This window comes from Caulobacter sp. UNC279MFTsu5.1 (assembly GCF_900114015.1).
Classification (GTDB): Bacteria; Pseudomonadota; Alphaproteobacteria; order Caulobacterales; family Caulobacteraceae; genus Caulobacter.
In genome coordinates this window covers 1-16,967 of sequence record NZ_FORN01000037.1, presented here as the reverse complement: position 1 = coordinate 16,967, position 16,967 = coordinate 1, and the positions used below count along the sequence as shown (strand labels likewise).

Genomic DNA, 16,967 nt, shown 5'->3' with positions numbered 1-16,967 from the left:
ATCGAGCGAATCGATCGGCGTCGCCCGTTAGGTTAATTTCAATCATTGGCTGATTTTGACCGCGACCTTGCCACGGAGGCCCGCCGGGCGGAACATCGGCCATGGCCATGCCAGACCGCACCTCCAAGGACCAGGACGGGCGCTATCGCACCTTCGCGGCGTTCTACCCGTTCTACCTGACCGAACATGTCAACCGCACCAGCCGGCGGCTGCACGTGGTCGGCACGACCCTGGTCATCGCGGCCGTGGCCTGCGGCGTCCTGCTCGACTGGCGGTTCTTCGTCGCCGCGCCCCTGGTCGGCTACGGCTTCGCCTGGGTCGGGCACTTCGCGTTCGAGAAGAACCGCCCGGCCACGTTCAAGTACCCGCTCTTCAGCCTGGCGGGCGATTTTCGACTGTGGTTCGAGGTGGCGACGGGCAAGCGGCCGTTCTGAACGCCTCTTCGCGCGCGCGATATTGCGCCGCAGCAAGAGCCGGTTCATGATCGCTGGTAAGCAAGAACGATAAACGGGAAGCGCAGGATGACCGCCAAGCCGTTCCAGCACGCGCCCGACGCGCCCTGGATCTTCCGCACCTATGCGGGGCATTCCACGGCGGCGAAGTCCAACGCGCTCTACCGGACCAACCTGGCCCGGGGCCAGACCGGCCTGTCGGTGGCCTTCGACCTGCCCACCCAGACCGGCTACGACGCCGACCACATCCTGGCGCGGGGCGAGGTCGGCAAGGTCGGCGTGCCCATCGCCCACCTGGGCGACATGCGTCAGCTGTTCGACCAGATCCCGCTGGAGCAGTCCAACACCTCCATGACCATCAACGCCCCGGCCGCCTGGCTGCTGGCGATGTACGTGGCGCTGGCCGACGAGCAGGGGGCCGACCGCAGGCTGCTGCAGGGCACCACCCAGAACGACCTGATCAAGGAATATCTGAGCCGCGGCACCTATATCTTCCCGCCGGGACCCAGCCTGCGGCTGATCGGCGACATGATCGCCTGGTGCTATCGCGAGGTTCCGAAATGGAACCCGATGAACGTCTGCAGCTATCACCTGCAGGAGGCCGGGGCGACGCCGGAGCAGGAGCTGGCCTTCGCCCTGGCCACGGCGATCAGCGTGCTCGACACGGTCAAGGCCGGCGGCCAGGTCCCGGACGAGGACTTCGAGATCGTCGCCTCGCGGATCAGCTTCTTCGTCAACGCCGGCGTGCGGTTCGTGACCGAGCTGTGCAAGATGCGCAGCTTCACCCGGCTGTGGGACCAGATCCTGCTCGAGCGCTACGGCGTCCAGGACCCGAAGGCGAGGCGCTTTCGCTACGGCGTGCAGGTCAACAGCCTGGGCCTGACCGAGCAGCAGCCCGAGAACAACGTCTATCGCATCCTGATCGAGGCCCTGGCCGTCACGCTCAGCAAGGACGCCCGCTGCCGGGCCCTGCAGCTGCCGGCCTGGAACGAGGCCCTGGGCCTGCCGCGCCCGTTCGACCAGCAGTGGTCGCTGCGCCTGCAGCAGGTGCTGGCCTACGAGACCGACCTGCTGGAATACGAGGACCTGTTCGACGGCAGCCACGTGGTCGAGGCCAAGGTCGCCGAGCTGTCGAGCGGGGCGCTGGCGCAACTGGCCCTGATCGACGGGATGGGCGGGGCTCCGAACGCCATCGACTACATGAAGACCCAGCTGGTCGCCTCCAACGCCCAGCGGGTGCGGTCGGTCGAGACCGGCGACCTGACCGTGGTCGGGGTCAACCGCTGGACCGACAGCGAGGCCTCGCCGCTGGCCGCCGGCGGCAAGGCGATCGAGACCGTCGATCCGCTGCTGGAGGCCGGCGTCGTCGAGCGGCTGAAGGCCTGGCGGGCGGCCCGTGATCCCGTCGCCGCCGAGGCCGCCCTGGCCGGGCTGAAGGCCGCCGCCGCCGATGACCGAAACATCATGGAACCCTCGATTATCGCCGCCAGGGCCGGGATCACCACCGGCGAATGGGCTGGTGCCCTGCGCGAGGTGTTCGGCGAGTATCGCGGCCCGACCGGCGTCGCCGTCGTGGTCTCGACCGGCGAGGCCGAGGACGTCGAGGCGGTGAAGGCCGAGGTCGAGCGGGTGTCGCAGGTGCTGGGCCGCACCCTGACCTACCTGGTCGGCAAGCCGGGCCTGGACGGCCACTCCAACGGCGCCGAGCAGATCGCCACCCGGGCCCGGGCCTGCGGCATGGAGGTGATCTACGACGGCATCCGCTCGACCCCGGAAGAGATCGTCCGCCGCGCCAAGGAAGGCCGCGCCCATGTGGTGGGCCTGTCGATCCTGTCGGGCTCGCACCTGGACCTTGTGCAGGAGGTCATCCGCGTCATGCGCGCCGAGGGCCTGGGCCACATCCCGGTGGTGGCCGGCGGCATCATCCCCGAGGGCGACGCCCTGGTCCTCAAGCAGATGGGCGTGGCGCGGATCTATACGCCGAAGGACTTCAAGATCACCGAGATCATGGGCGACGTGGTGCGGCTGGTGGAGGCGACGGCGCTGGCGGAAGCTTGAGCGGGGGCGGCTTCATGCTACCTTGGCGCGCATGAACCCTCTGGCCAAGGTGACCGACGGCGAAGACGCGTCCGCGCTCATGCGGGCGGGCGCATTCAATTTCTTCCTGGCCGCGCCGTGGATCGCCCTGTGGTTCGGGGTGCACGTGACGGGCGGCGGCTGGTTCGCGGTGTTCCTGGCTGGAACGCTTATGGCCGGCGGCATCTATCTGTTCTCCCGGATTCCGGAACGCGAGGAGACGCCGTCGCCGGGCGTCTGGCTGACCACCCGCAAGGGGCGATGGCGCCGCCAGGCGGTAGCTAGGGCGCCCCTGCTCGGGATGCTGGTCATGCTGATCATGGCCGTCGTGGCAGCTGTGAGAGGAAGGAGCCCGCCTGGGAAACCGTCTATGCGCTTTGCGTGGCGGCGACGTTCGGCGTTCAGGCTTTCCTGGCCGCGCTGAAGGCGCGGCCGGTCGACGACGTCGAACTGCGGATCGACGCGGCGGGACTTTACAGCCGCGATCTTGGCGGGACTCTGGCCTGGGACCAGATCCTGGAAATCGGCCCGCGCCTGCGCGGCGACGAGGCGATCCTGCGCTTGGCCGTCGGGCCGAACGCGGCGCCGGGGCTGTCGGCGAGCCTGCGCGAACAAGGCGGCAAGGTCATCGTGAACCTGCGCGACGCAGGCGCGCATCGCGACGTCGTGATCGGGGCCTTGACGGCCCATCGTCCGTCTCTCGATCCGACGGTGCGCGCGGAGAAGACGGCCGACGCCGTGTTCGTGCTTCCCATCGAGGGGATTTATGTGGAGCCGCCGGTCGACGGGGACGGGGCGGCCCTGGCCCCCGTCCTCGTCGGCATCGCGATCGGGGCGGCCATATCGAGCTGAGCGCCCGGGGGCGGAGCGGAATCTACTCCCGCCCCAGCCGCCAAGCCGCCGCCAGGCCCACCACCGCCAGCGGCACGAACGCCGCGAACAGCCACAGACCATGCGCCAGCCCGTCCTCCGGCGTCACCCCATGCGCGAAGCCCAGGGCGTTGGCCAGCGCGCCCGCCGCCGCCGCGCCCGTGGCGCCGCCGATCAGCTGGGTGGTGGGCACGGCGGCCGAGGCCAGGGGCTGTTCCTCGATCGGCGCGCCGCCGATCACCCGTTTGGCCAGGAACGCCCAGCAGATCCCGAACCCGCCGCCCAGCAGCACCATCGACAGGGTGATCCCGACCAGGCCGCCATAGACCATCTCGTAGGCGCCCCAGGCCACGCCGGCCGCGATCACCACCGCGCCGAGGCGGATGGCGCGGCCTTCGTGGTTCGGCTTCAGTCCGGCGACCCCGAACGACAAGGCCGTCCAGCCCGCCGCGATGCCGCCGATCACATAGCCGCTCAGCAGCGGCTGGGCGCCGTGCAGCACCTGGATGAAGGTCGGGCCATAGACCGAGAAGCCGACCGTCGCGGCCTCGCAGAAGAAGATCACCATCAGGCCAAGGCCCGTGGCCGTGGCCAGGTCGCTGGCCGAGCGCGGCAGCAGGCGGTCGCGCGTGCGGGCGTTGACCGCCAGCATGGCGGCCATGGCCAGGGTTCCGAACGCCGCGCACAGGGCCGCCGCCAGCCCGCCCGGCACGACGCCGGCGGCGGCGATCAGGGTCACGCCCACGGTCAGCAGGGCCAGTTGCCGCCCGGGGATGCGTCCGCCCTCTGGCGCTTTGGGCGTGCTCGGGACCATGACCAGCACCGCGACCACGAAGATCACCGCCTGGACCACGAAGAACCAGAACGCCCCGCGCCAGAAGCCGGCCTCGGCGAACAGGCCGCCGCACAGCGGGCCCAGCAGGGTGGCCGCGCCCCAGACCCCGGCGATCGCGCCATAGACCCGCGGCCACAGGCTTTCGGGGAACATGGCGCTGATCGCCACGTAGCACAGCGAGACGATCGCCCCGGCGCCCAGGCCCTGGACCAGGCGGCCGGTGACGAAGACCAGGAAATCCGGCGCGGCCGCCCCCATGGCGCAGCCGACGGCGTAGACCACGCCCGCCAGGGCGGTGGCGCGCCTCAGGCCGAAGCGGATCGACAGCTTGCCCGCGCAGGCCCCGGCCAGGATCGAGCCCAGCAGGAAGGCGGCGATCGACCAGCCGAAATACTGCCAGCCGCCGATCTCCTTGGCCACGCTAGGCATGATCGTCACCGTCACCAGGGTGTCGGCGGCGTTCAGCCAGATGCCCAGGCACAGCAGGGCGAAGCGCGGAGCCAGTTCGGCGTTCAGCAGGCCGCGCCAGCTGTTCGAGGGGGTCATGGGCGTCTCCAGGGACGCGGTAGATGCCTGTTGATGAAGCCCTGAACAACCCTTCCTCCCGTCTGGGCGACGAGGCGAGGGAGGGTTGTCGGGGGGCAGGTCCTAAGGCAAGGCTTGGCCGTCAACCCTTTCCAGGCGCGCCCTCCGCCCATGGCCTATCGCGTCCCGCGCCATCCGCGCGTCGAGCACCGCGCGCGCCGCCAGAACCGCCTGGCGGGGCTGACGGCGCTGGTCTTGCTGTGGGCGCTGGTGCTGGTCATGGCGCTGGTGGCCGAGCGCGGCGTCGCCCGCCAGCACCTGCCGTGGAAGCCGCTGAGCATCGTCGATCCGGTCGGGATGGCCACGCGGATCAAGGCGGCCCGGGCCGGCCGGGACCCGGTCGTCTGCCGGGCGATCCTGCGCAAGGCGGGCCTGTCCTACGAGGAGGTTCCCGAAACGACCGACGGCGGCTTCTGCACGGTCCGCGACGCCCTGAGGATCGACGGCGGCATGGCCGGCCTGACGCCCGCCGACGCCCCGATGGTCTGCAAGGAGGCCCTGGCCCTGTCGATCTGGGAGCGCCAGGTGGTGCAGCCGGCCGCCGACGAGGTGCTGGGCCAGGGCGTGGTCGGCTTGGAGCACTACGGCACCTATTCGTGCCGACGGATGTACGGCCGGACGGCCGGCCCGGTCAGCGAGCACGCCAGCGCCGACGCCATCGACCTGGCCGGCTTCAAGCTGGCCGATGGCCAGACGGTGTACGTCGCCCGCGACTGGAACGACCCGGGCCCCAAGGGGCGGTTCCTGCGCCGGGTGCGCGACGGGGCCTGCCGGGTGTTCGTCACCACGCTGAGCCCCGACTTCAACGCCGAGCACCACGACCACTTCCACCTGGACATGCACGGCTGGAACAAGTGCGCGTGAGGCGGGATGCAGTTGGGGACAGGCGCATGCGCCTGTTCCCAAAATTAGCTCAGAACGTCCTGGCCACCTCGGCCAGCTGGTCGGCGACGACGCCCCAGCCTTCGTGGAAGCCCATCTGCTCGTGGGCCTGGCGGTCCTCGATCGTCCAGTGGCGGGCGGTGGCGGTGTAGCGGGTCGTGCCGTCGCCCAGGTCCTCGAACTCGACGATCGCGACCATGAACGGCTTTTCAGACGGGACCCAGGCCGAGGTGAAGGCGTCGGTGAAGACCAGGCGCTTGTTCGGAACGACCTCGAGATAGACGCCCGGGTTGGGGACCTCCTCGCCGTTCGGGCCCTTCATGACGACCAGGCTGGAGCCGCCGGCCCGAATGTCCATCTCGGCGTGGGAGACGGTCCAGGGCTTGGGGCAGAACCACTCGTGCATGCGCTCGGGCGTCGTCCAGCACTTGAACAGCTTGTCGGCGGGCACGTCGATGATGCGGGTCAGGACGAGTTCGCGATCGGCGATGGAAGAGGGGGTGGTCATGGCGTTTGTCTCCAGGGTTTCGGTTGGTTGCCCCGAGGACGGCCTCATGGGCGTCGATCCGACATCGCCGGAGAAATTTTGTCGGCGCGGACGTCGCGTCGGCGAAAGCCTCGCCGCCAGGGATCAGGCCTGGCCCGTCCCTCGCCGATGGGAGCAGGATTCCGCCGCCGGCTCGCACTTGGCGCGTCGGAGGGCGGCGTCGACATGGTGGACGAGGACGCCGGGACGCAGCTCGGTGTTCGCGCTGGTCGCCACGCCGACCGCCGCCCCGCCGATCCTGAGCGCCAGGTCATCGATCTCGAACGGCGCTTCCAGGGCGCGGACCAGCCGCTGGGCGGGATATCTGGCGGCCTGGGCGCAATCGAGGCGGGGCAGCACCACGGCGAACTCGTCGCCGCCCAGGCGCGCGACCATCTCGTCCTCCCGCGCGACCGATCGCAGGCGTTCGGCGACCATGCACAGCAGCCGATCCCCGACCGCGCGGCCATGGGTCTCGTTGATCGGCGTGAACCGCTTCAGGTCGATCAGCAGCAGGCCGGTGACCTCGTCGCCGGTCTTGCGCGTCTGCAGGGAGTGGCCCAGGAATTCGAGCATCCGATCGCGGTTGGCCAGGCCGGTCAGCGGGTCTCGCGTCTCCAGCTGGGCGAGGCGCTGCTCGGCCGCTTGCCGCCGAGCCGACTCGGCGCGCAGTTCGAAGGCCTTGAGGATCGCGAGCCCGGCCAGGACGACGACCGCCAGCAGCGAGACCGCGGCGTCAATTCGCCAGCCCGCGAGATCGCGGCCGAAGGCTCTCTCGACCACCCCGAACTCGATGCAGACCTCGAGGGTTAGAAAGCTGGCGCAGATCAGGACGACCGCGGCCTGAAGGCGATTAAAGAAATCGTTCTTATCTAAAGTCCTTGTCATGGCGATCATTTACCATTGTCGCGAGGGCGTGATGATGTGGATAATGAATATCCGCCTGTATTCAACATTACATGGCGTGTCGGCAGCGACTAGTATGGTGCAGCAATAGGTCGCGGAGCGCGTTTCGCGCCTTGTCGACGAGCAGGGGCCGGCTTGACGCGCGCTTGCGGCGACAGCACTGTGTCGAAAATTCAAACAAATGTTTTAGGAAGCGCGCATGACCCCCCTCTTCGACCTCACCGGCAAGGTGGCGATCATCACCGGCAGCTCGCGCGGCATCGGCAAGGCCATCGCCCAGCGCATGGCCGAGCACGGCGCCAAGGTGGTGATCTCCTCGCGCAAGACCGGCCCCTGCGACGAGGTCGCCGCCGAGATCAACGCCCGTCACGGCGCGGGAACGGCCATCGCGGCGCCGGCCAACATCGCCTCCAAGGAGGACCTGCAGCGCCTGGTCGACGAGACCCGCGCGGCGTTCGGCAAGGTCGACATCTGCGTCTGCAACGCCGCCTCCAACCCCTATTACGGCCCGCTGGCCGGCATCGCCGACGACCAGTTCCGCAAGATCCTGGACAACAACATCATCAGCAACCACTGGCTGATCGGCATGGTCGCGCCGGAGATGCGCGCGCGGAAGGACGGGGCGATCATCATCGTCAGCTCGATCGGCGGCCTGCGCGGCAACGCCGTGATCGGGGCCTACAACATCTCCAAGGCCGCCGACTTCCAGCTGGCCCGCAACCTGGCCCACGAGTTCGGCCCCGACAACGTGCGGGTCAACTGCATCGCGCCGGGCCTGATCAAGACCGACTTCGCCAAGGCCCTGTGGGACGATCCCGAGACCCTGGAGCGCTCGACCAAGGGCGTGCCGCTGCGCCGGATCGGCGAGCCCGACGAACTGGCCGGGGCGGCGATCTATCTGGCCTCGCGGGCGGGCCGCTTCATGACCGGACAAGCCCTGGTGGTGGATGGCGGCGCCACCATCTAGGCGGTGGCGATAAGTCGGGCATACGACGCAAAAACGGACGTTTTCTCCCAGTTTCAGCTGTTTCGCGGCAGAATGTCGCGCGAGCGCCGATTTTAACTTTGAGTACAGGCCCTTTCCGTACCGTACCGATGTTCACCGGGAAACCATGGCTTGCGGCGCTACGTCCTGTTCCTTGCGGCGATCGCAATCCTGTCGGCCGGGCCCGGCGGCGCGGCCTTCGCGCGGTCGCCGCAGTCGGCCAAGCTGGACGCCCTCTATCTCGAGATCCGGCGCGACGAGATCCAGCCGCCCGCGCGCGAGAACGACGACATCGAGCGCGCCGGACGCCGGGCGCTGAAGCAGCAGGGCGACAAGCGCCTCTACGGCCTGTGGTCGGTGCTCTACGCCTACAAGAGCAACCAGGTCCAGCCGCAGTTCGACGACTGGGCCCGCCGCGTGCGCCGCCTGGCCCAGGACGAGGACGACGTCGAACTGGCGACCCTGGTGGACCTGCTGCAGATGGCCTACCGCCACGAGACGGGCGGGTTTCGCACCTTCACCGACGCCGACTGGACTCGGTTCCTCGATCGCTCGGGACCCAACATCCGGATGATGGCCGCGATCGAACGGATCCGCAGTCTGGGCCGTTCGGGGCAGTGGGCGGACGCCTCGCGGCTGGCCGCCGAGACCATGGGCCAGATGGAGCGCCGGGGCGCCATCGCCCGGCCGATGTTGGCCGAGACCCATCAGGTGCACTCCTACACCCTGTCCTACATCGGCGATAAGGAAGGCGCGCTGGACCACATGAGCCAGGCCGCCCGCCTGGACGAGGGCGAGGCCTTCTACATGCGCAAGGTCGAGCGCATCTATGACATCGCCTACACCGCCGCCGAGATCGGCGAGCTGGACGCCGCCGAGCACTTCGCCGGCGTGCACCACAACATGACCCAGGCGGCCGGCGATCCGGACCTCAAGACCTGGGACCGCTATCTGTGCGCCCGCATCGCCAGCGCCCGGCAGGCTCCGCGTCGGGTTCTGCGGTGCCTGGCCGACGCCGACTTCGAGATCGCCCGCCCGACCAACCGCCTGACCGGCCTCAGCCTGCGCCTGCGCGCCCAGGCCCGGGCCGAGCTGGGCGACGCCGCCGCCGCCAAGGCTGACCTGGAGACCCTGCGCGCCGTCCCGGTCGACACGCTGGAGCGCGATCCTCAGGCCGAGCTGTTGCTGAGCGCCTACATCGCCCTGGCCGAGCATCGCGGCGAGGAGGCCTTCCGCCAGCTCGACCAGTGGCGCCGGCAGGACCACGAGAAGACCCAGGCGGCCCTGTCGCGCAACGGCGCCCAGATGGCGTCGGCGCTGGAGACCGAGCTGAAGTCCAAGCGCGACGAAAGCCGCCGCCTGACCGCCGAGGTCGAGCTGAACCGCCGGCTGGCCCACGCCTCGATCGTCATCGCCATGCTGCTGGGCGTGCTGGTGCTGGGCGGGGTGGCCTGGGGCGTCTATCTGCGCCGGACCTCCGAGCGGCTGAAGGAGGCCCGCGGCCGGGCCGAGACGGCCAACGAGGCCAAGTCCGCCTTCCTGGCCGTGATGAGCCACGAGCTGCGCACGCCGCTGAACGGCATGCTGGGCATGGCCCAGGCCCTGCGGACCGAGAGCCTGGACCCGCGTCAGCGCGAGCAGGTCGAGCTGATGATCGACAGCGGCGACACCCTGCTGGTGCTGCTCAACGACATCCTGGACCTGTCGAAGATCGAGGCTGGCAAGCTGGAGATCGCCCCCACGGCCGCCGACATCGTCGGTGTCTGCGCCCGACTGGTGGGCGGCTACCAGCCCACGGCCCGCGAAAAGGGGGTGGAGTTGACGTTCGCGGTGGCCGGCGATCCGCCGCCGATGCTGCTGTTCGACGCCGTGCGCGTGCGCCAGTGCCTGGCCAACCTGCTGTCCAACGCTTTGAAGTTCACGGTGGTCGGCCGGGTCGACGTGACCCTGGCCTGGGCGCCCGATCCACAGACCGGACGCACGGCGGTCAGCCTGACGGTGACCGACACCGGCATCGGCATGAGCCCGGCCACCCTGTCCAAGCTGTTCGGCGCCTTCACCCAGGCCGACGCCTCGACCACCCGCACCTTCGGCGGCACCGGGCTGGGCCTGAACATTACCCGCCGCCTGGCCGAGCTGATGGACGGCGAGATCCTGGTCGACAGTCGCGAAGGCGCCGGCTCGACCTTCACGCTCGGCTTCCAGGTCGACGTCGCCGCGGCCTCGGCCCTGGACGGCGCGGTCCCGGCCTTCGGCGCCGCCAACGAGGACGAGCCGACGCTCTCGCCGCTGCAGGGCCGCCGCGTGCTGGTGGTCGACGACCACCCGGTCAACCGGCGGGTCATCAAGCTGTTCCTGGCCCCGTTCGACTGCGACCTGGTCGAGGTCGAGAACGGCCGCCAGGCCCTGGACGCGCTGGAGGCCGAGGCCTTCGACCTGGTGCTGATGGACGTCAACATGCCGGTGATGGACGGGCTGGAGGCCACGCGACGCCTGCGCCGCGATCCGCGCTGGGCCGGCCTGCCGGTCATCGCCCTGACCGCCGACGTCATGCGCACCCAGATCGACACCTGCCTGGAGGCGGGCATGGACGCCCACATCGCCAAGCCGATCGACCTGCGCGACCTGCTGTCGGTGCTGGTCCAGGTGCTGGACAAGCGCGGGGCGGTCCCGGTGACTGGCGAGACCGTGCCCGCCTAGTCGGGCCGACTCGATTGCAACACCTCCACGGTTGTCATCCCGGAAGCCTCGCAGAGGCCGTCCGGGATCCGAGGGGCTGGGCAAAAGCGGTGCGGCTCGCCTGGGTCCCGGCCTTCCGTTTCGCTACAGCCGGGATGACAAGGTTGAGCCGGCGTGCCGGCGGATCGCATCCACTACGAGGTGTTCGGCCCGACGGCGGAGGCGATCGCGGCTTAGGCGTCGCGGGACGCCCCCTCCGTCACGCTGCGTATTCGCAGCGCGCCACCTCCCCCGCCTTGCGGGTGAGGAGGATGCGGCTCCTTTCTCCTCCCCCGTGAAACGAGGGAGGTGGCGGGCGAAGCCCGACGGAGGGGGCGTCTCCTGAGTCTATCCCCCCGCCCTCGCCAGCCGTCCCACCGCCTCGTCCAGCGTGTCGTCCGCCTTGGCGAAGCACAGGCGCAGGACGTGGCGCACCGGATCTTCCGCATAGAAGGCCGAGACCGGGATGCTGGCCACGCCGTGGTCGCGGACGGCCCGCAGGGCGAAGGCGCGGTCGTCCTCGTCGATCCCCGAGGCCCGCAGGTCGACATTGAGGAAATAGGTTCCGCCGCTGTCGAGCACCGCGAAGCCCGCCTGGCGCAGCCCCGCCGCCAGCCGGTCGCGCGAGCGCTGCAGGCCGGCGGGCATGGCCTCGAACCAGTCGCCCGGCTCGCTCAGACCGAACGCCACCGCCTCCTGCAGGTTGGGCGGGGTGGTGAAGGTCAGGAACTGGTGGGCCCCGGCCAGGGCCCTGGTCAGGGCTGGGGCGGCGCACAGGAAGCCGACCTTCCACCCGGTCATGCCGAACATCTTGCCGGCCGATCCGATCTTCACCGTGCGCCCGCGCATGCCCGGATAGCCGATCAACGGCCGGTGCCGCCGGCCGTCGAACACCACGGCCTCCCAGACCTCGTCGCAGACGGCGATCGCGTCGTGCCGGACGCAGAACTCGGCCAGCAGGGCCAGGTCCTCGTCGGGGGTGACCACGCCGGCCGGGTTGAGCGGGGTGTTCAGCACCACCATCCGCGTCCGCGCGCTGAACGCCGCCTCCAGCATCGCCCGGTCGAACCGCCAGTGCGGCGGCGCCAGGCGCACCAGCTTGGGGACCCCGCCGGCCCGCTTCACCATCGGCAGGTAGGCGTCGTAGAGCGGCTGGAACAGCACCACCTCGTCGCCGGGCGAGATCAGGCTGAGAAAGGCCGCCGCCAGGGCCTCGGTCGCGCCGGAGGTGACGACGATCTCGCTCCCCCAGTCCAGGTCCAGCCCCTGGGTCCGGCCGTAGTGCGCCGCCACGGCCTGGCGCAGGGCGGGCAGGCCGCGCATCGGCGGATACTGGTTCGTGCCGGTGATCAGCGCCTCGCCGGCCTTCCGGCGCAGGGTTATCGGACCCGCGTCGTCCGGAAAGCCCTGGCCCAGATTGATCGCCCCGGTCTGGCGCGCCAGGCCGCTCATTTCCTCGAAGATGGTGGTGGGCAGGTCGGCATAGACGGGGTGAACCATGGCGCGGGGACTCCTCGGGAGCCTGCCTAGCACAGGTCGCGCGGGAAGCCCCCGCCCAGGCGCATCCCGCAGGGCGACGGCCCGGGCCGGCGCTTCGAATTGTGTCGCAACCAACCGCGCGTTCGGGCATTTTCCACAACAACCTTGGCTGTCAGGAACCAACGACATGAATGGTGTGGGCTTCATCGGCGCGATCATCATCGGCATCTTCGCCGGCTGGATCGCCGAGCAGATCATGGGCCGCAATCACGGCCTGATCACCAACCTGATCGTCGGCCTGGTCGGCGCCCTGGTCGGCGCGTTCCTGGCCAGCATGCTGGGCATCCACTTCTTCGGCTGGGTCGGCAGCCTGATCATCTCGACGATCGGCGCGATCGTGCTGCTGTTCATTCTCGGGCTGTTCAAGCGCCGGGCCTGACGCCTGGCTGCAAACGAAAAAGGCCGCCGTCCCGAAGGGCGGCGGCCTTTTCTGTAGGCGTGGCGCGGAGGCCTATTCTTCCTTGACGCGACGCTTGCGGAACGACGGGTTCAGGATCTGCTTGCGCAGGCGGATGTTCTTGGGCGTGACTTCCACCAGCTCGTCTTCCTCGATGTAGGCGATGGCCTGTTCGAGGGTCATGCGGCGCGGCGGGGTCAGGCGGATCGACTCGTCCTTGCCCGAGGCGCGGACGTTGGTCAGCTGCTTGGCCTTCATCGGGTTGACGTCGAGGTCGTCCTGGCGGGCGTTCTCGCCGATGATCATGCCCAGATAGGTCTTCTCGCCGGCCCCGACGAACATCGTGCCGCGCTCTTCCAGGTTCCACAGCGCGTAGGCCGCGGTTTCGCCGTCCGAGTTGCTGATCAGCACGCCCTTGCGCTGCTGGTCGATGGCGCCCTTGTAGGGCTCGTAGTGGCTGAACACGCGGTTCAGCACGCCCGAGCCGCGGGTGTCGGTCAGGAACTCGCCCTGATAGCCGATCAGCGAGCGCGACGGCGCGGTCAGCTGGATGCGGGTCTTGCCGGCGCCCGACGGACCCATGTCCTTCAGCTCGGCCTTACGCAGCGACAGCTTCTCGATGACGATGCCCGAGAACTCGTCGTCGACGTCGATCATGACGTCTTCCATCGGCTCCAGGCGCTTGCCGGTTTCCGGGTCGGTCTGGAACACCACGCGCGGACGGCTGATCGACACCTCGAAGCCTTCGCGGCGCATGTTCTCGATCAGCACGCCCAGCTGCAGTTCGCCGCGGCCGGCCACCTCATAGGCGTCGCCCTCGCTGGTCTCGGTGACCTTGATGGCCACGTTCGATTCGGCTTCCTTCAGCAGGCGGTCGCGGATCACGCGGCTCTGGACCTTGTCGCCTTCGCGGCCGGCCAGCGGGCTGTCGTTGACCGAGACGGTCATCGAGATGGTCGGCGGATCGATCGGCTGGGCCGGCAGGGCCTCGGTCACTTCCAGGGCGCACAGGGTGTCGGCGACGGTGGCCTTGGACATGCCGGCGATGGCGACGATGTCGCCGGCCTCGGCGCCCTCGTCGATCGGCTGGCGCTTCAGGCCGCGGAAGGCCAGCACCTTGGTGATGCGGCCGCGCTCGATTTCCTTGCCGTCGCGGTCCAGGGCGTGGATGGCCATGCCGGGAACGGCCTTGCCGCTCTCGATGCGGCCCGTCAGCAGGCGGCCCAGGAACGGGTCGGATTCGATCAGCACGTTCAGGATCTGGAACGGCTTGTCCTTGTTCTCGGCGACCTTGGGCGGCGGCACGTGGCGCACGATCAGGTCGAACAGCGGGGCCAGGTTGTCGTTGGGGACGTTCATGTCCAGCGTCGCCCAGCCGGCGCGGCCCGAGGCGTAGATGTGCGGGAAGTCCAGCTGCTCGTCCGTGGCGCCGATGGCGGCGAACAGGTCGAAGGCGGCGTTGTGCACGCGGTCCGGATCGGCGTGGGCGCGGTCGACCTTGTTGATGCAGAGGATCGGGCGCAGGCCCATCTTCAGCGCCTTGGTCAGCACGAACTTGGTCTGCGGCATGACGCCTTCCTCGGCGTCGACCAGCAGGACGCAGCCGTCCACCATGCCCAGGATGCGCTCGACCTCGCCGCCGAAGTCGGCGTGGCCGGGGGTGTCGATGATGTTGATGCGGGTTTCGCCCGCCTCACCGTTCCACAGGACGCTGGTGCACTTGGCCAGGATCGTGATGCCGCGCTCGCGCTCCTGGTCGTTGGAGTCCATGGCGCGCTCGGTGGTCGCCTCGTTGGCGCGGAACACGCCCGACTGGGCCAGAAGCTGATCGACGAGGGTGGTCTTGCCATGATCGACGTGCGCGATGATGGCGATGTTTCGCATGGACATGGAGAAGGCGAACTTTCGGGAGGAACAGATGGGGTTTGACGCTGCGCGCGTCAGGCGCGCGGCTTTTACGCGACTGCGCGACGTTTATCCACCCCACCCCTGCGCGAGAGATTATCCGGGAAACCGGTGTCAGATCAAAACCCCTTAAATTTATTGGGTTTGCGAAAGTTGCGGATGGATGTCGTTTCTTGGGCAACTAATTGTGCGGTGCAGCATTGGGCGAAAAAGCGGCCAAGCTTGAATAGCGGCGTTCTTTGGGCCTTGTGTTACAAAGGATTTCAGTTCGCGGGGGCAATAAAAAAGACAACGGTGTCTGTCGATTTTGCTTGATGCGTTTCGCACCGCACCCTATAAACGACCCGTGAGGCGGCGCTGCCGCCTCTGCCCTTCCTGGGCGTTTCCTCCCTAATGAACTGCCCGGCTTTCGAGCCGGGCTTTTTTTTGGTCTGGGCCCGGGAGGTCCGCTTCCCTACGTCCGTCATCCCCGGACTTGTTCCGAGGACCCCTGTTTCAGTCGCGAAGAAGGCTGATCCGTGGCGCGGAGAGATCGCGGCCCAATCCCCAACCGGCGACGCGGCCGACATAGGGGTCCTCGGAACAAGTCCGGGAATGACGGATATGCGCTAAAGCAGCTCGGCCCAGTCGGTCTGGACCAGGCGCGCCGTCACCGACTCGATGTCCGCCTTCAGCCGCGCCAGGCCCTCGGTCGGCTCGCGGGTCGTCTCGTTCATGTAGAGCGCGCGGTTGATCTCGACCTGGATGGCGTGGGTGCGCTTCGTCGGGCGGCCGTAGTGCTCGGTGGTGTAGCCGCCGGCGTACGGCGCGTTGCGGGCCACGCGATAGCCCAGTCCCTCCAGGGTCTTTTCCATCAGCGCGGTCAGCCTGGGCCCGCAGGCCGCGCCGAAGCGGTCGCCCAGCACGATGTCGCACGGACCGCCGCCGCGGGCCCGATGACCGCGCGCCGCCGCGGCCGGCATCGAATGCCAGTCGACCAGGATGGCCAGGCCGTGGGCGTGGCGGGCCTGGGCCAGCAGGCGGTCCAGCGCGTCGTGATAGGGCTGGTGGGCGCCTTCGATGCGGACCTTGGCCTCGGCGAAGGTCAGCTTGCGGGCGTAGATCGGTCGGCCCTCGCCGGCCAGCCGGGCGATGGCGCCCAGCCCCGCCGCCACCCGCGCCGTGCGGGCCTGGGCGAAGTCGGGCAGGGCGTCCTCGAACATCGCCGGGTCCAGCTCCCAGGCGTCGCGGTTGAGGTCGATATAGGCCCGGGCCAGCCGGGCGCGGATCACGCAGACCCCCAGGGCGGGGGCGCCGGCGACCAGATCGTCGACGAAGGCGTCCTCCGAGCCGCGCAGGTCCTGGGCGGTCAGCCGGGCGGCGACCATCATGTCGGGCGGATAGAGGCGTCCGGAATGGGGCGAGGCGAAAACCAGCGGCGTGGGCGGCGGCTCGCCGTCGGCCTGGGCGCGCGCGACCTCGAAGGCCGGTGAGAAGCCGGGTTCCACCGTCGCCGGCGTTGTCGAAGCGATCGGCTCCCAGGCGGTCATGGGCTTATTGTCGCGGCCTCGAGGTTCCGGGTCAAACGCTGACGGTCCAGGTTATAATGAGACCAAGCCAACGCCGGGCTTTAGCTGTGGACAGCGCGGGTCCGGTTCATACCCGATTTACCGTCCTTCACTAGATTCTCACTTTCCAATTCCGCCCGTCGCCTGGAAACTGACCGAATGGCCCGCATCCTCCTCGCCGAAGACGACGACTCCCTCCGCGGGTTCCTGGCGCGGGCGCTCGAGCGCGCCGGTTTCGAGGTCACGGCCTGCGCCGACGGCGAAGAGGCGGTCCAGCACCTGGACACCGCCTGGGACCTGCTGCTGACCGACATCGTCATGCCGGGCATGGACGGCATCGAGGTGGCCCGCCAGGCCGCCGCCCGCGACCCGTCCCTGCGCATCATGTTCATCACCGGCTTCGCCGCCGTGGCCCTGTCGGCCCAGGACCGCGCGCCGGCCGGCGCCAAGGTGCTGTCCAAGCCCGTGCACCTGCGCGACCTCGTCTCCGAGGTCGAGAAGATGATGGCCGCCTAATTTTTTCGAAGGCCGCCGAAAGGCGGGTTGCGCGACGGCCAAGCCGCCGCTATACCCCCACACCTTCCCGCCCGGGACGCTTTTCAAAAGCGCTTCCAGGCCGCTTTGGCGGACGCGTAGCTCAGCGGGAGAGCACTACGTTGACATCGTAGGGGTCACAGGTTCAATCCCTGTCGCGTCCACCATTCCTTTTCTTCCATAAAAATCAATACCTTACGCCGGTTTAGC

15 protein-coding genes, 1 tRNA gene and 1 pseudogene are annotated in these 16,967 nt (G+C 69.0%); 11 read left to right on the top strand and 6 right to left on the bottom strand.

What is annotated here, in order from left to right; all coding sequences use genetic code 11:
• Positions 1 to 101: 101 nt before the first annotated feature.
• The 4 genes from BM066_RS18475 (at position 102) to BM066_RS18460 (ending at position 3,380) form a co-directional block, all read left to right on the top strand.
• Positions 102 to 434 (top strand): Mpo1-like protein, encoded by a 333-nt coding sequence (locus BM066_RS18475; protein ID WP_018062269.1) that lies wholly within the window; start codon positions 102 to 104, stop codon positions 432 to 434.
• Positions 435 to 521: 87 nt separating this feature from the next.
• Positions 522 to 2,510, top strand: coding sequence for a protein meaA (locus BM066_RS18470; protein ID WP_018062270.1), 1,989 nt, complete (start codon positions 522 to 524; stop codon positions 2,508 to 2,510).
• A gap of 22 nt (positions 2,511 to 2,532) precedes the next feature.
• A complete protein-coding gene (locus BM066_RS18465) occupies positions 2,533 to 2,952 on the top strand; it encodes a hypothetical protein (protein WP_143093764.1) in 420 nt (139 codons plus the stop codon).
• On the top strand, positions 2,910 to 3,380 hold the full coding sequence (locus tag BM066_RS18460; RefSeq protein ID WP_018062272.1) for a hypothetical protein: 471 nt from the start codon (positions 2,910 to 2,912) through the stop codon (positions 3,378 to 3,380). The genes BM066_RS18465 and BM066_RS18460 overlap by 43 nt, the downstream gene beginning before the upstream one ends.
• A 22-nt stretch (positions 3,381 to 3,402) precedes the next feature.
• On the opposite strand, the gene BM066_RS18455 is transcribed toward BM066_RS18460, so the two are convergent.
• Positions 3,403 to 4,779, bottom strand: a complete 1,377-nt coding sequence (locus tag BM066_RS18455; protein ID WP_018062273.1) for an MFS transporter — start codon at positions 4,777 to 4,779, stop codon at positions 3,403 to 3,405.
• Between the two features lie 150 nt (positions 4,780 to 4,929).
• On the opposite strand from BM066_RS18455, the gene BM066_RS18450 reads away from it, so the two are divergent.
• Complete coding sequence (locus BM066_RS18450) at positions 4,930 to 5,682, top strand: extensin-like domain-containing protein (protein ID WP_018062274.1); 753 nt, start codon at positions 4,930 to 4,932, stop codon at positions 5,680 to 5,682.
• A 49-nt stretch (positions 5,683 to 5,731) separates the two neighbouring features.
• On the opposite strand, the gene BM066_RS18445 is transcribed toward BM066_RS18450, so the two are convergent.
• Positions 5,732 to 6,208 carry an SRPBCC family protein gene (locus tag BM066_RS18445; RefSeq protein ID WP_018062275.1) on the bottom strand — a complete coding sequence of 159 codons (477 nt, stop codon included), beginning with the start codon at positions 6,206 to 6,208 and terminating at the stop codon, positions 5,732 to 5,734.
• 123 nt (positions 6,209 to 6,331) lie between these two features.
• The gene (locus BM066_RS18440) at positions 6,332 to 7,123 is read right to left on the bottom strand and encodes a GGDEF domain-containing protein (RefSeq protein ID WP_018062276.1); all 792 of its coding nucleotides are present in this window, start codon (positions 7,121 to 7,123) and stop codon (positions 6,332 to 6,334) included.
• 208 nt (positions 7,124 to 7,331) lie between these two features.
• Here BM066_RS18440 and BM066_RS18435 point away from each other — a divergent pair, with 208 nt between their 5' ends.
• The 3 genes and pseudogenes from BM066_RS18435 to BM066_RS27100 all read left to right on the top strand — a co-directional run.
• On the top strand, positions 7,332 to 8,099 hold the full coding sequence (locus tag BM066_RS18435; RefSeq protein WP_018062277.1) for an SDR family oxidoreductase: 768 nt from the start codon (positions 7,332 to 7,334) through the stop codon (positions 8,097 to 8,099).
• 150 nt (positions 8,100 to 8,249) lie between these two features.
• Complete coding sequence (locus BM066_RS18430; RefSeq protein ID WP_018062278.1) at positions 8,250 to 10,817, top strand: response regulator; 2,568 nt, start codon at positions 8,250 to 8,252, stop codon at positions 10,815 to 10,817.
• A gap of 223 nt (positions 10,818 to 11,040) precedes the next feature.
• Positions 11,041 to 11,106 (top strand): annotated as a pseudogene (locus BM066_RS27100) (hypothetical protein); the annotation flags it as partial.
• A 77-nt stretch (positions 11,107 to 11,183) separates the two neighbouring features.
• Here the strand turns inward: BM066_RS27100 and BM066_RS18425 are convergent.
• Positions 11,184 to 12,335 (bottom strand): aminotransferase, encoded by a 1,152-nt coding sequence (locus BM066_RS18425; RefSeq protein WP_018062279.1) that lies wholly within the window; start codon positions 12,333 to 12,335, stop codon positions 11,184 to 11,186.
• Positions 12,336 to 12,501: 166 nt separating this feature from the next.
• Here BM066_RS18425 and BM066_RS18420 point away from each other — a divergent pair, with 166 nt between their 5' ends.
• Positions 12,502 to 12,753, top strand: a complete 252-nt coding sequence (locus BM066_RS18420; RefSeq protein WP_018062280.1) for a GlsB/YeaQ/YmgE family stress response membrane protein — start codon at positions 12,502 to 12,504, stop codon at positions 12,751 to 12,753.
• A gap of 72 nt (positions 12,754 to 12,825) precedes the next feature.
• Here the strand turns inward: BM066_RS18420 and typA are convergent, their stop codons facing one another.
• Positions 12,826 to 14,661, bottom strand: coding sequence for a translational GTPase TypA (typA, locus tag BM066_RS18415; protein ID WP_018062281.1), 1,836 nt, complete (start codon positions 14,659 to 14,661; stop codon positions 12,826 to 12,828).
• 623 nt (positions 14,662 to 15,284) lie between these two features.
• Positions 15,285 to 16,205: an N-formylglutamate amidohydrolase gene (locus tag BM066_RS18410; RefSeq protein ID WP_177218493.1), complete on the bottom strand. Its 921-nt coding sequence runs from the start codon at positions 16,203 to 16,205 to the stop codon at positions 15,285 to 15,287.
• Positions 16,206 to 16,382: 177 nt separating this feature from the next.
• Between BM066_RS18410 and cpdR the strand changes: the two genes are divergently transcribed.
• The gene (cpdR, locus tag BM066_RS18405) at positions 16,383 to 16,739 is read left to right on the top strand and encodes a cell cycle two-component system response regulator CpdR (RefSeq protein WP_007672892.1); all 357 of its coding nucleotides are present in this window, start codon (positions 16,383 to 16,385) and stop codon (positions 16,737 to 16,739) included.
• 110 nt (positions 16,740 to 16,849) lie between these two features.
• Positions 16,850 to 16,924, top strand: a tRNA-Val gene (locus BM066_RS18400).
• Positions 16,925 to 16,967 lie beyond the last annotated feature (43 nt).